Raw genomic sequence first — 13,791 nt, 5'->3', positions numbered from 1 at the left:
ACTGATTGCAGGCATCACCGCTGCCTTTGCTGATACTGATAAGGATATCCAGCAAATAGCCACAAGACAGCATTGCAACTAAGAACTGAACTGACCTTTAAGCAAGCTGGTATTTTAGATGATAATGGAAAACTCACTACTACTGCGATTGAAAATTCAAGAAAAATTTCTCTTTCTAGTGGGGTTATTGAAAATTCAAAAGTTATAAGAATCTTAACAAAGGATGGTTCAAAAATTGAAGATTGGAACAAATACACTACAAAATCTGTTGTTATGCCCATGGTCAATCTATGCAAATCCATTTTTATGTGAACACAAAAACTGGCAAAAATTGATTATGAAACGAAAGACTTTAAGGTTAAAGGAGTGGTAGAACCATGATTGTACAGTTTATTGCTAGAAACAACCAATATAATGGTTGGTTAATAAAAGATAAGTTATATATTGTTTTAGATATCTATTTTAATTTTTATAATAAAAAAATAGAGATTGTTGTAAAAAGCGAAGATAACCACACACCATGTGTATTTGATTTGAGTGATTTTGAGATAATTAACTCAGATTTGCCACAAAATTGGAATTTTATTTTACATAATAATGGGAGTGTTTCATTAAGACCAAAAGAATTTTTAAATGAATTTTGGGATGGGTTTCATGATGGCAATCCTGAATATGAAAAAATATTTTGGGATGTTTATCGTAAGTTAGAAGAATTTTATTCAACCAAGAGAAATAACTATTGGTAGGAATAAGGGGTTATTATATGCAGTAAAAACTGAAAATGGTAGTTATAATTTGAGGAGTGTAGCAAGTAGCCAGAGTCGAACAGGTCTTGTTTGGACGATTGATATTCCCAAATCTGCCACAGGAACGACCAAAAACCCAGAAATTAAATTTTTAAGGTGATAACTATGATTTATATATCTGAAAAGGTTAAAAAAGAGATGCTTGAAACTTCAAAAAATCTATGGTTATCAGCACTATTCAGTGCTGTTTCGAGCTATTGTGTTGGCATAAACTTTGAGCAACACAAAGAGATATTCTTTCAGCTTATCAAAGAAGCCTTAGACGCAGACTTAATCAAATTTATACCACCTAATGGTATTTGGTATGAAGGATATGACATTTGGGATGTCTCATCAGATGAAATCGTTGCCTATCTTAGAGATAATTTTCCTAAAGATGCGACAGATGAACTTGATGAAGATGTAAATTTGTATTTTTATATCACTGCTCCAGCTGTCCTATGGCGTCAAGATGATGGCAGTTATTATGGCAGTTAAATCAATTCCCTAACACCCAAGTCACTGTTGGCAGTGATTTGATTGTCAAAAGCTGTCAAGACACTTATCAATACACTCATGATCAAAAACAAGCAGGATTTAGTGCCGATGTTGGCTTTGATGGCAAACCCCAAAGCTTTAGTATCAATGGTGGCAAAACGGATGTAGATGCCGATTATGCCCAAGTCATCCACCAAACTGGTATCAAAGCCAATCAATCCATCCTGTCTGTACAAAGACAAGGTAAGTTCACTGGTGGCTATCTCATCACCGATGCAGGTAAAAACCAAACCCAATTTGCCCAAGGCATCCAAACCCAAGACATACAAAACCACCTAAACCATCAAGGCGATGCCATCAGTGTCGGCATTGGCATTGGTGCAGACACCAGCCATCCAAATGGCAAAGCCAAACCTGCCCTACAAGGCTTAGGCTATGGTATAATAACCCCAGCTCATAAAACCAGTACCACCCATTCTGCCATCACTGACCAAGCAGGTCTCTTCCATATCAACACAGGCAACTTCAAACAAGAAGAAGTTCAAAACCAGCTTAATGAAATCATCATCAATGATTTTAACAAAGGGCGGGTGTTAACAGAGCTTGGGGCTCAGGTGGTGATTACCGCAGAGTCTGGCAGAGAAGCACCAAAGGCAGTGGCAAAGTTTGCTGACAGGCAAGCTTTTAAACTCATTCAAAACCTAGATGAACTTAATAACAAAAACATTGATATTACCTCTGATGAGTATCAAAATACCATCAAAGAGATTGATAAATGGAGTGAAGGTGGCATCTACCGTGTTGCTTTGCATACTGCAGTCGCTGCCCTAGCTACAGGCACTGCTCAGGGTGGACTATCAGCAGGCATAACCGCTTATACCATCCCAAAGATTGATGAGTATCTAAAAGAACAAGGCTTTGACAAAGAAATCAGAGACATCACTCTACTTGCCCTATCAGCAGGCATTGGTGCGACTGTTGGTAGTGATACTGCAAGTACTGCTAACAATGTGGGGCAGGTGCAGTGGAATTATTTGACGCATCGTCAGCTACAGGACAAAATCTCGTGTACTAGTACTAAAAAGGAGTGCGAAGATACGATGATATATCAAAAAAACAAGATGAAGAATTGCGTACAACCTGTACTAATCAATCAAATAGTAATGATTGCCATCATATGATAAGAGAGGTCTTGAGTTATGTAGGAAAAAATAGAAATCATTATGGAAAAGCAAGCGACATCAAAACATCTACTTAGAATGTTTTATCGGTCGCTAATTCTAGTGGCTATCATACCATTGATACCCTTGATGAAAGAGCAAATTATTTTGGAGCAATGTATAGTTATACAGAGCAACCTTGGTTTAGGGTGGCGTTTATTTTATCGTTATCCAGTTGCTAATATTGCAAAAAATCTACTTAATTTTATGAATATAACTAAATTAATATCATTAAGATTGAAAACCTAAATTAAATAATCCATCTGGCTATTTACCAAATTATTCACTATAATAAAAACACTGTATTACACCTGTAATATCATAGATATTATCTGTTTGGTTTAACTAATGGGGTAAGTAATCTCATAATAGCTCGTAAAATGCTCTGTGTTGACGTATATGGGCTATTTGTTGCTTAGGTGGTATGCTAGTACCAGTTAAGTATAAACATGGCTTAAAACGCATTATATGAGCATATATGGGTATATGCTGAATTGAAGGAGTATTTTTAGATGGCTTGGGTACAGATTAGTGAAGAAGAAGCTAAAAATCACCCATATTGGGATAAGTTTTGTTGGGTAAGATGGTTGTTTATTATTATTGGTATGGTAAAGGCTGGTTTATTGATACCTATCACGCTATTTACCCTAATGGATATGAGAGATTACAGTAAGCTAGGTACTTTTATCAGTTTAAGTTTTTTAGTGTTAATCACATTGTGGATTGCACTTATTTTATTATTTGGTTTTAAGCGTCAGTATAATAAACATTTACCTTTCTTGGCATTGGTTTATATACCCATAAGTTTGTATTTAATTATGCCCCTTACGGTATTGTTTGATCTTGAAGATAGTATGGACGAAGATACGCTTATATTTACTTCAGGTATCTTATTTATTTATTTGGCTGTATTTTGTATTTATAAACTCATAGGAGAGAATTCAGAAGTATTTAGATTACAGTATATGAAACAGATTAAAGTTACTCAGTATTATAATAATTATTATAATTAAATATACCCTATAAATAATATACCCAATCTGATATGACTGATATGCCAACGACATAGCCAAAGTACTCAACTAACTGGGCTGACCATCCCATCAGAGCAATCATCATGGATATGGTCAGCGGTGGTTGATTAAGCCTGTAGTTTTTGGATTAACCGCTTGGCAGTATCTTCAGATGAAGCAGGGTTTTGACCCGTGATTAACAGGCCATCTTCTACCACATACGATTGCCAATCAGCAACTTTTTCATATTTGCCCCCATTTTCTTTTAGAACATCTTCTAACAAGAACGGAACGACATCTAACAGACCGACGGCTTGTTCTTCAGAATTGCTAAAGCCAGTCACTTTTTTATCTTTAACAAAATATTCGCCATCAATTTTCACATTTTTGAGTGCGGCGGGTGCATGACAAACAAAAGCCACTGGCTTATCGGTCTTCACAAAATCTTGAATCAATGAGATGGATTGCTCATCAACTGCCAAATCCCACATTGGGCCATGACCGCCTGGATAGAATACTGCGTCATAATCGGCAGCCTTAATATCAGCCAGTTTATGAGTGGTTGCCAACTGTTCTTTGGCGGCGGCATCTTGCTTAAATCGTTCAGTAAATTCGGTCTGAGCGTCTGGCTCATCACTTTTTGGATCAAGCGGTGGTTGACCGCCAGCGGGGGACGCTAAGGTAATGTCAGCACCAGCATCTTTAAACGCATAATATGGCGAAGCAAATTCCTCCAACCAAAAACCCGTTTTTTTACCAGTGTCTCCAAGATTTTCGTGTGAGGTTAATACCATTAAAATTTTCATCATTTACCCTTATTATCTATAAGATGTTGTCTATATGATTTATTGCAAATTGTGTGATGATTTGTGTTGTTTTAGGTTGTTAATTTTAATTACAGTAAACCTCCTTTTTACCTATTGACATTGATATTTTTATATAAATTTATTAATATATTATTATAAATAAAATTTAATAAATTAGTCATTCCGTGGTATCGGGTAAGAGCATCTCACCCATAAAATTATGATTATCATACCCCTTTATGAGGCAAGCGTCTAGTATCTTTACATAATTACTAACGACGGTTAGCATTTAAGATGGGCGGTCTAAATTAAAGATAATCATTGGTCGCAAATATCAAGATTTTATCCGATAACTGGAATCAACGGCAGGCATGTCAGTCGCTTATCGGCACTCACCTTGATAATCCGTTACCCACTTTTACAATATTTATAACGCTGAACATTGTAATATGTGTCTTGGTCGTATAAAATGACAGATTAATTATTTATACTCACTTAAATAAATTTATAAAAAAATCAAAGGATATGGCGTGATGATCATTCAAGAGATGCTGCAGCTGCTGACCACTCGCTCTGAGTTTTTCATGCGACTGTTTGTTGAGCATTTGATGATTTGCGGTATTGCGGCAAGCTGTGCGATCGTGATTGGTGTTGGGCTTGGTGTGCTAATCACCGAACATCAGAAGTTTGCACCGTTTGTCATTCAAACAAGTAATATCATTTATACCATCCCAAGCATTTCTTTATTTGGCTTATTGATTTTGGTGAGTGGTATTGGTAATACCTCAGCAATCATTGCACTGGTAATTTATGCACTGTTACCGATGATTAATGGCACACGCACAGGGTTTTTGCAGATTGATACGGGATTGATAGAAGCTGCCGAGTCCTTTGGCATGACACGCTGGCAGATTTTACGCCGCATTAAGCTGCCTTTGGCATTACCGATTATTTTATCAGCCATTCGTACGATGCTGGTGATGACCATTGCACTGGCGGGGGTTGCATCTTTTATTGGTGCAGGTGGGCTTGGTGTGGCGGTATATCGTGGTATCACCACCAATAGCACCGCCATGACCGCAGTCGGTAGTATTTTGATCATGCTTATTGCGTTTTTGGCTGACTTTGTTCTGGCGTATTTTGAAAAATCAATCAAATGGAGAAAATCTCATGCTTAAAAAATCTGTTCTGCTACTTATGAGCGTTCTATTGGTCGCCTGCCAAAGTCAAGATGATAAAATTCGCATTGCCACCAAGCCCATGACCGAACAATTCATCATCGCTGAAATGCTTGCCATACTCATCGAGCAAGAAACTGGCACAACCGTTGAAATTACTAAAGGTATCGGTGGGGGTACAGCAAATATCCATCCTGCCATGCTTAAAGGTGAGTTTGATTTGTATCCAGAATACACAGGTACGGCATGGCTGTATGTCCTAAAAAATGAGCCAACCTTCGATCAAGCCGTGCTTTTAGAAAATCTTAAAAAAAGCTATCAAGATCAATATAACTTTCGCTGGGTGGGTATGTATGGCTTTGATAATACCTTCGGCTTGGCGGTGCGTTCTGACTATGCCGATGCCAATCAAATTGCCACTTTTAGTCAGCTTGCACCCGTTAGCCCAAATCTTACTTTTGGTGCTGAGTATGATTTTTTTGAGCGTGATGACGGTTACCAAGCGTTAAGCGATACTTACGGTTATCATTTTAAGAATACCAAAGATTTAGATATCGGTCTAAAATACCAAGCACTTAATAACAGTCAAATTGATGTCGTCAGTATCTCAACCACCGATGGCGCTCTCGCCAACCCAAATCTGAAAGTGCTAACAGATGATAAGGCATTTTATACCCATTATCATGCAGGCACGGTCGTCAGACAAGAAGCACTACAAAAGTACCCAAAACTTGAGTCTGCACTCATGAAAATGGACGGGCTAATTTCAGAACAGGAGATGGCACAATTAAATAACTTGGTAGAAAATCAAGGTCACAATGAAAGAAAAGTGGCACAAGATTTTTTGCGTAAAAAATCCTTGTTGGCATCTTAAGCCATTTAAACAGTGATGGTTTGATATGTCATAATCTGATGAATGACCATCGCCTATTGGCTGGCGGGTTATTTTAAATTGTGTTTAAAAAATTATGTTAATCACTCAGTTGTGTTAATTGATAGCATGTATCATATTTGATTGAGATGTATATCAAATCATCAGCAGTTTTTGGTCAACAAAAGAAAAATAGGGCAGATGAGCCAAATATGGTGAATGGATAAACAACAAACAAATAAAGTCTGTTTTTGTTTTTACATTGTTTTGAAATACCTAGTGCTTGGGTTGTTTTGTGATGATCATCATCAGATGACCAGATTACATGCTACCAAACCCCATACGATTTTCGATGGCTTAGGCAAGTTTGACGAGTGCATCGCCAATTTGTACTTTTTTGTCATCATATTCACTATTAGATAGTGATACTGCGATGCCAAGCTTAACTTTATCTGGACTTTGAATGTAGGTACCAATACAGGTCATACCAAGTCGCAATTGCCCATCATCAAGCGATAGTCGTGTCTGCTTGATGTGAAGAAATTCATCTTTTAGCTGATTAAAATCAGTCACCCCACGCTCGGTCAATGGTAATGATTGGTACTTTGTGCAGTACGCCTTTTGCACTCAGTGCTTGTAGAATATTATAAGTTGTTGAGCGAGCCAGCTTAAGCTCTTTGGTGATGGTGGCAGCAAAGACAGGAGAAGCACTTTGGGTGATTTTGTATTCCAAAATATTTAGTGCTATATTGTATAATATCAAGAACTTATGTTCAATATATAGAATATAAATTTTAATATATCATATACAGTTTTTTTAATAATTTTAAGTCATTTTTATCAGTAAAAAGGATACGCTATGAACCAACCTACAAATCAATCTACGACCCAACCCTCATCGATTCCGCTTAACTGCCCCAATCTGCTAAAGCAAACCTGTTTGATTGATGGAGAGTGGGTTGGTGCTGATTCTGGTGAGGCCATCGCAGTTACCAATCCATTCACAGGCGATGTGCTTGGTACGATACCCAGCTTATCAAAACAAACCGTTCTAAACGCCGTTGAGTGTGCTGATGCTGCCCAAGAAAGCTGGGCAAATACCACCGCCAGTGAGCGTGCCAAACTTTTGCATGCTTGGGCGGATCTGATCGATACACACAAGGAAGATTTGGCACTGATCATGACCTATGAGCAAGGCAAGCCCATCACAGAATCACAAGGTGAGATTGATTATGCCAATAGCTTCATACGCTGGTTTGCAGATGAAGGCAAACGCATCTATGGCGATGTTATTCCAAGTACCAATCAGTCGCTACGCTATGTGGTACTCAAGCAGCCAGTCGGTGTGTGTGCTGCGATTACGCCTTGGAATTTCCCTTCGGCAATGATTGCTCGTAAAGCTGCACCTGCGTTAGCGGCTGGCTGTACCATGATCATCAAGCCAGCCACCGAGACGCCATTTTCGGCATTGGCACTGGGATATTTGGCAAAACAAGCAGGCATTCCTAAAGGTGTGTTACAAATTGTTACTGGTAAATCCTCTGTGGTCGGCGAGGTACTGACCAAAGATCCACGCATTCATAAGCTGTCATTCACAGGTTCTACCGAAGTGGGGCGAGTACTGATGGAGCAATGTGCAAGTACCGTCAAAAAGCTGTCTATGGAGCTTGGCGGTAATGCACCTTTTATCGTCTTTGATGATGCCGATCTTGAAAAGGCGGCAGAAGGGCTGATTGCTTCAAAATATCGAAACGCTGGGCAAACTTGTGTGTGTGCCAACCGTATCTATGTCCAAAGTTCAATTAAAGATGAGTTTTTAGCGAAATTTAAACAAAAAGTAGAAGTACTGAAAGTTGGCAATGGTGCTGATGAAGCAACCGATATCGGACCGCTTATCAATCAACAAGCACTCAAAAAAGTGCAGGCACTTTTGGATGATGCACTAAACAAAGGGGCAACGCTAATCACAGGTGGCGTGCCACATGACGCAAGCCAACTGTCATTTACCCCAACTGTCATCAGTGATATCACCGATGAGATGGATCTTGCCCATGAAGAGATATTTGGTCCGATTGCTCCAATCATGACTTTTGAAGATGAAAAAGAGGTAATCCATCGTGCCAATGATACCATTTATGGCTTGGCGGCGTATTTTTATACCCAAAGCCATGCTCGTGCTTGGCGTGTTTCAGAGGCACTAGAGTATGGTATGGTTGGTCAAAATACAGGGCTTTTATCAACTGAAGTTGCACCATTTGGTGGTGTTAAGCAATCAGGTTTTGGGCGAGAGGGTTCAAAATACGGTATTGAAGAGTATATTACCACCAAATATTGGTGTATGGATATCAGCGAATAAACCTTAATCATAAAAAAGCAGTACAAAAGGTACTGCTTTTTTATGAGCTTTTGATGACTGATGATGGTTTTATTTGGCGAATAAAAATAACAATCGCCAAGCAAATTTAACTTGGCGATCAGCTGGCTAAGATGGGTGATGTTAGCCAATCATACCAAAAAATTGTAATAAGAATAATACGGTAAAGCCTGTCAAAAATACAATGCCTGCCAGTGCATACCATTTCATGATGGTGCTTAGATGACCTTCTTTTTTGACCAAAGCGTAGTTTAAATAAGCAAAAATCGGTGCAGTCACAAATGCTGAGATCATCGCAAATTTGAGCAGTGCCGCCATTTGACCTAGAAAAAATGCGATTAAACCGTAGCCTGCCACAATCGTAAATACAGTCCATATAACAACATATTTTTCGGTTGCTTTTGTGCTGTTGGTCAAAATTAAGGATAGGCTTTCTGAATTGGTACGACCATAGCCATCAGCACAGGTGATGACTGTACCATACATGCACAAAAAAGCAATCGTGGCGACCAGCATTTTTGCCCAGTTGCCGATGGTTTCGGTATACATATTAATCAGCTGTGGCACATAAGCACCGCCTTGCATGGCGATTTCGGTGCCTGTGCCATATTGTACAAATACGCCAAGTGCCAAGAAAAATATTGCCAAAACTGCCGATGTAAAATAACCAACATTAAAATCAACAAAACCTTGAAAGCGATTGGTGTGATCGGTACGAATTTTCTTAGCGGTCCACACTGAGGTAACGGCAGAAAATTCAAGTGGTGCTGGCATCCAGCCCATAAGTGCAACAATAAATCCAAGTGCCGCCAAATTCCAAGGTGAGGCAGGAATAAAGTCGGCTGATATGGCAGAGGGCTTACCTGCAGCGATAAATACAGCTGCAACCGTCGCTACTGTCAGCAGGGCGATAATCCACTTGGTTAAACCATCTAAAAGCCGATAATGACCTGCCACCAATAAAATGCCTGAGGTTACCATCACAATACATGAAAGCTCTAGAGTGCTGAGTTCCCAAGGCAAAATTTGCCCCAAAATGACCGCACATAGTAGTGCCACAGCACCTGTGCTAATAATACCTGAAATGATGCATAAGACAAAAAATGCCCAAAGATAGATACGGGAAATTTTAGCATAACCTGCCACTAAGCTGCTGCCTGTTGAGTAGGCATATTCTGTTCCAAAGCGATAAAAAGGGTATTTAAAAAAATTGGCAAGGATAATCATAATTGCCAATTGCCAGCCATACAGAGCACCAGCTTGTGTTGAGGCGACCAAATGTGAGCCGCCGATGGCAGCAGAAGCCATTAAAATACCAGGTCCAAATGAACGCCAAGTTAATTTATGGCTTTGGTTTAAGGTGATATCGGTCATAATTCATACTCAAAAAAATTTCAAACATCGCAGTGGCTGTATTTTATGAAGCCCTACCATATTGTATCAGTACTGTAAAGATTGCTTGATAAAAGATGATAATTTGTGACAGATTAGCATAATAAAGTATGATGAAACAACCAAATTTAAGGAATAAGCTTTATAACCATTCAACGATACTGATAAAACGGTGCAAAAACCCAAAAAGTATGGCAAAATAACTGATTTAACAAACAGTTAGTTGATTTAAATTTATGAAAGAATCCTTACGCCACCGTCTAGATCAAATGGTTGATCGTTTTGAAGAGGTTACCGCACTTTTGTCAGATCCTGATACCATCAGTGATAACAAAAAATTTCGTGAGTTATCCATGGAGCATAGCGACCTGTCTGAGATTACCACTACTTGGCAGGACTTTGTGCAAGCGGAAGCAGACTTACAAACTGCCAATGAGCTTTTGAGCGATCCTGAGATGAAAGAAATGGCACTTGATGAAATTGAGGTGGCGCGTGCAAACATTGAGACGCTCGAGGAGAGGCTTAATGTGATGATGCTGCCTAAAGATCCTAATGATAAAGCGACGGCATTTTTGGAGATTCGTGCAGGCACGGGCGGTGATGAAGCGGCAATTTTTTCGGGTGATTTGTTTCGTATGTATCAAAAATATACACAATCCCAAGGTTGGCAAGTAGAGGTATTGTCTGCCAATGAAGGAGAGCATGGCGGCTATAAAGAAATCATCGCGCGTGTATCTGGTATCGGTGTTTATGGCAGATTGAAATTTGAAAGTGGTGCTCATCGTGTCCAGCGAGTTCCAGCCACTGAATCTCAAGGGCGTGTACATACCTCAGCGTGTACAGTTGCGGTGATGCCAGAGGTTGAGATTGATGATACGGTTGAGATTAACCCAAGTGATTTGCGGATTGATACCTATCGCTCAAGTGGTGCAGGGGGGCAGCATGTCAATACAACTGACTCAGCAGTCCGCATCACACATATCCCAACAGGGGTGGTGGCTGAATGCCAACAAGAACGCTCTCAGCATGCCAATAAAGAAAAAGCGATGAAAATGCTGGTAGCTCGCATTCAACAAGCCAAAGTTCAAGCCCAAATTGATGCAACAAGCGATATGCGACGCAATTTGGTCGGTTCAGGCGATCGTTCAGAGAGAATTCGTACTTATAATTTCCCCCAAGGACGCATGACAGACCACCGCATTAACCTAACTTTATATAAGCTTGATGCCATCATGGAAGGGGATTTGACTGAGCTTTTAGACAGCTTATTGCGTGAACATCATGCTGATTTGATGGCAAGTGTTGGAGCAGAGTAATTTTAGGGTAATTATTTTGTGTCAATTACCCTAGGATTACCCTAAATGGTACTTAAAAATATCCCTAAGATTAGTCAGGTAAGTATTAAAAATAGCTAAATAAGTTTATCAGCTATGATGTAAGTTCGGATAAGTGCAATAACAGGGTGTACATAACCTAAAATAATGAGTACTTTTTGTATATAACGCTCCTTAGTGTTAAATAAATGTTGTGTAGTATTTAAGGTAAAGCACCTTAATGGTGCTTTAGTATAATTTAATTATGGGTTAAAAAGTTATTACTGTCTTAATCCAAAAAATCCAAGCCAATATCATGATTGATCACGCTGTGGGTGAGATAACCCAAAGCAATATAATCAACACCGCAATCGGCTACAGTTTTTAGTCGCTCAAAGGTAATACCACCTGACGCCTCTGTTTTTGCTTTGCCTTGGCAAAGTGATACGGCGTGCTTTAGAGTATCGTTATCCATATTATCAAGCAAAACAAAGTCCGCTCCAGCCTCCAAGGCATCTTCAAGCTGTGCGATGGTATCCACTTCAACCTCAATGGGGATAAGATGACCTGCAGCTGCTTTGGCGTTGGCGATGGCTTGTTTAAGCGTACCTGAATAAATCAAGTGATTATCCTTAATTAAGATCGCATCATCTAGCCCCATTCGATGATTGCAGCCACCACCTGCTCGCACAGCGTATTTTTGTAGATTTCTTAAAAGTGGTGTGGTTTTGCGTGTGCAGGTAATTTTGGCTTGTGTGTGTGATATTTGGGCGACTGCTTTGGCGGTCATGCTGGCGATACCGCTTAGATGTGTCAAAAAATTTAGTGCTGTTCTTTCAGCTTGTAATAAGGCTTGGGTATTGCCCGATACATAAGCCAACACTTGACCTGATTTGATAGTATCCCCATCTGAGGCATTTGGGCTAAAGTTGATTGTTTTATCAATACATTCAAAAGCCAACCTTGCCAAATCCATGCCTGCCAAAATGCCTGTATCACGGCTTACGATGGCAAGATTTGCGGTGCTATTTTTGGCGATGACAGCAGCCGAAGTAACATCACCACGCCGCCCCAAATCCTCTAAAAGTGCTGCTTGGACTGTGGGTATTAGTAGGGCATCAGGCAATGCAAATAATGGCGTTTTCATGAATTTATCCTTATCTTATTAATCATTATCTTAAATTATTTATCTTGAATCATTTGCTCACGGGCAGGCGAGTGTTAGATAACAAACGCTCAAGCAGCACCGTGTCTTTAAATCGGTAAAGCTGTGCAGGCCGACCACGCTCATGAGCAAACCTGCCTTCAATGGCTTCTATCAGGTTTTGCTGCTGAACTTGCCTGCGAAAATTTTGTTTATGCAGTTCTTGACCTGATAAGGCTTCGACGCTTTTTTGAAGCTGAAATAATGTAAACTCATCTGCCATCAATTCAAAAATAACAGGGCGGTATTTTATCTTGGCACGCAATCTGGCGAGTGCCGTGGCTAGTACTCGGCGATGGCTATGCTGCATAAAACGACCAGTATGACGAAAATCAAAATTTGGGTTTTGCCAAGGCGATTCGGCAACCAACCCTGTTTCATACAATAATTCATAGCGTAGTAGTACCTGCTCTTCTGACCACGAATAAGGAGGTAAACCCCAGCATAATTGAACCCGTCTTAGCCGTTCTTGGCGTTCTTGGGTATCGTTGCCAGCATCCACCCAAGCATACAGACCTGACAAAATCTCAATGGGCTTACTGCTATTACGCCGATCTTCCCATGGAAAATAATCATACCAATCTTGCCAAGTGGCATCAGGATTGAGACTGTGGGCAGTCGCTTCTTTAACCAACCCAAGGTAGCTAACATACAAAACGGGCATACCTTGTGCGTTTTTACGCTCACCATCTACAAAAGTATACAGCTGTTCCACATAACCCATTGGCTGAGCGGTTTGGGTGCGTACCCAGTCTTTAACACCAGCTTGTAGTGAATGATGAATGGGTGTCAGCTGACCGCTGGGTAACTTATCACCGCCGCTGACCGTTAAGATACGAGCTTTATGATCAGTAACAGCAGCCAAAACCGTTACAAGATCGACCAAGCCGTCAGTTTGTTGGGGAGTATTGGTTGATGAATGTATACTCATAATTCACAGTCATTGAAAAATCATCATTTTAAAAAAAATCTTACTAATTTTCAATGTACTTTTGACAACCAAACTGATTAAAAAGCGATATTCTATCAAAAACTGCTTTACATTATACTCAAAATGAGCATAATATGTCAAATTAATACTCAAAATGAGCATAAATCATCTGAGTAATCATTTAAGCTGATAAAAAAAGGAGCATG

Annotated in this window: 16 protein-coding genes; 10 read left to right on the top strand and 6 right to left on the bottom strand. The window is 39.7% G+C overall.

Annotation, left to right across the window (positions count from 1 at the left end):
- Positions 1 to 72 precede the first annotated feature (72 nt).
- The 6 genes from HMPREF2573_RS07970 to HMPREF2573_RS07945 all read left to right on the top strand — a co-directional run bounded on the left by HMPREF2573_RS07970 (position 73) and on the right by HMPREF2573_RS07945 (position 3,516).
- Positions 73 to 312: a hypothetical protein gene (locus HMPREF2573_RS07970; RefSeq protein ID WP_003673060.1), complete on the top strand. Its 240-nt coding sequence runs from the start codon at positions 73 to 75 to the stop codon at positions 310 to 312.
- 65 nt (positions 313 to 377) lie between these two features.
- Positions 378 to 746, top strand: coding sequence for a hypothetical protein (locus HMPREF2573_RS07965; RefSeq protein ID WP_003659630.1), 369 nt, complete (start codon positions 378 to 380; stop codon positions 744 to 746).
- Positions 747 to 911: 165 nt separating this feature from the next.
- The gene (locus HMPREF2573_RS07960) at positions 912 to 1,283 is read left to right on the top strand and encodes a hypothetical protein (RefSeq protein WP_003659632.1); all 372 of its coding nucleotides are present in this window, start codon (positions 912 to 914) and stop codon (positions 1,281 to 1,283) included.
- 38 nt (positions 1,284 to 1,321) lie between these two features.
- On the top strand, positions 1,322 to 2,464 hold the full coding sequence (locus tag HMPREF2573_RS07955; RefSeq protein WP_070473125.1) for a hypothetical protein: 1,143 nt from the start codon (positions 1,322 to 1,324) through the stop codon (positions 2,462 to 2,464).
- Positions 2,413 to 2,541: a hypothetical protein gene (locus tag HMPREF2573_RS09830; RefSeq protein ID WP_368854834.1), complete on the top strand. Its 129-nt coding sequence runs from the start codon at positions 2,413 to 2,415 to the stop codon at positions 2,539 to 2,541. Before HMPREF2573_RS07955 ends, HMPREF2573_RS09830 begins: the two co-directional genes overlap by 52 nt.
- 474 nt (positions 2,542 to 3,015) lie before the next feature.
- Positions 3,016 to 3,516 (top strand): hypothetical protein, encoded by a 501-nt coding sequence (locus tag HMPREF2573_RS07945; protein ID WP_070473122.1) that lies wholly within the window; start codon positions 3,016 to 3,018, stop codon positions 3,514 to 3,516.
- A 128-nt stretch (positions 3,517 to 3,644) separates the two neighbouring features.
- Here HMPREF2573_RS07945 and HMPREF2573_RS07940 read toward each other — a convergent pair whose 3' ends face one another.
- The gene (locus tag HMPREF2573_RS07940; protein WP_003656733.1) at positions 3,645 to 4,322 is read right to left on the bottom strand and encodes a type 1 glutamine amidotransferase domain-containing protein; all 678 of its coding nucleotides are present in this window, start codon (positions 4,320 to 4,322) and stop codon (positions 3,645 to 3,647) included.
- Positions 4,323 to 4,855: 533 nt separating this feature from the next.
- Here HMPREF2573_RS07940 and HMPREF2573_RS09445 point away from each other — a divergent pair.
- Together HMPREF2573_RS09445 and HMPREF2573_RS09440 are read left to right on the top strand one after the other, a co-directional pair.
- The gene (locus tag HMPREF2573_RS09445; protein WP_036378733.1) at positions 4,856 to 5,500 is read left to right on the top strand and encodes an ABC transporter permease; all 645 of its coding nucleotides are present in this window, start codon (positions 4,856 to 4,858) and stop codon (positions 5,498 to 5,500) included.
- Complete coding sequence (locus tag HMPREF2573_RS09440) at positions 5,493 to 6,374, top strand: glycine betaine ABC transporter substrate-binding protein (RefSeq protein ID WP_070473119.1); 882 nt, start codon at positions 5,493 to 5,495, stop codon at positions 6,372 to 6,374. Before HMPREF2573_RS09445 ends, HMPREF2573_RS09440 begins: the two co-directional genes overlap by 8 nt.
- Positions 6,375 to 6,728: 354 nt before the next feature.
- On the opposite strand, the gene HMPREF2573_RS07925 is transcribed toward HMPREF2573_RS09440, so the two are convergent.
- Positions 6,729 to 6,944, bottom strand: a complete 216-nt coding sequence (locus tag HMPREF2573_RS07925; protein ID WP_003673071.1) for an IclR family transcriptional regulator — start codon at positions 6,942 to 6,944, stop codon at positions 6,729 to 6,731.
- The gene (locus tag HMPREF2573_RS09230) at positions 6,937 to 7,104 is read right to left on the bottom strand and encodes a helix-turn-helix domain-containing protein (RefSeq protein ID WP_013107875.1); all 168 of its coding nucleotides are present in this window, start codon (positions 7,102 to 7,104) and stop codon (positions 6,937 to 6,939) included. The genes HMPREF2573_RS07925 and HMPREF2573_RS09230 overlap by 8 nt, the downstream gene beginning before the upstream one ends.
- Before the next feature lie 126 nt (positions 7,105 to 7,230).
- On the opposite strand from HMPREF2573_RS09230, the gene HMPREF2573_RS07920 reads away from it, so the two are divergent.
- Positions 7,231 to 8,727, top strand: a complete 1,497-nt coding sequence (locus HMPREF2573_RS07920; RefSeq protein ID WP_070473117.1) for an NAD-dependent succinate-semialdehyde dehydrogenase — start codon at positions 7,231 to 7,233, stop codon at positions 8,725 to 8,727.
- Between the two features lie 141 nt (positions 8,728 to 8,868).
- Here the strand turns inward: HMPREF2573_RS07920 and HMPREF2573_RS07915 are convergent, their stop codons facing one another.
- Positions 8,869 to 10,119, bottom strand: coding sequence for an NRAMP family divalent metal transporter (locus HMPREF2573_RS07915; RefSeq protein ID WP_070473115.1), 1,251 nt, complete (start codon positions 10,117 to 10,119; stop codon positions 8,869 to 8,871).
- Between the two features lie 254 nt (positions 10,120 to 10,373).
- Between HMPREF2573_RS07915 and prfA the strand changes: the two genes are divergently transcribed.
- The gene (gene prfA, locus HMPREF2573_RS07910) at positions 10,374 to 11,453 is read left to right on the top strand and encodes a peptide chain release factor 1 (protein ID WP_003656748.1); all 1,080 of its coding nucleotides are present in this window, start codon (positions 10,374 to 10,376) and stop codon (positions 11,451 to 11,453) included.
- A gap of 286 nt (positions 11,454 to 11,739) precedes the next feature.
- On the opposite strand, the gene nadC is transcribed toward prfA, so the two are convergent.
- Together nadC and HMPREF2573_RS07900 are read right to left on the bottom strand one after the other, a co-directional pair.
- Entirely contained in the window at positions 11,740 to 12,597 is an 858-nt protein-coding gene (gene nadC, locus HMPREF2573_RS07905) for a carboxylating nicotinate-nucleotide diphosphorylase (protein ID WP_070473112.1), read from the bottom strand.
- Positions 12,598 to 12,646: 49 nt separating this feature from the next.
- The gene (locus HMPREF2573_RS07900; protein ID WP_003659643.1) at positions 12,647 to 13,585 is read right to left on the bottom strand and encodes an NUDIX hydrolase; all 939 of its coding nucleotides are present in this window, start codon (positions 13,583 to 13,585) and stop codon (positions 12,647 to 12,649) included.
- Positions 13,586 to 13,791 lie beyond the last annotated feature (206 nt).

The organism is Moraxella sp. HMSC061H09 (assembly GCF_001809255.1).
Lineage (GTDB): Bacteria > Pseudomonadota > Gammaproteobacteria > Pseudomonadales > Moraxellaceae > Moraxella > Moraxella catarrhalis.
This window is presented reverse-complemented; position numbering and strand designations above follow the sequence as displayed.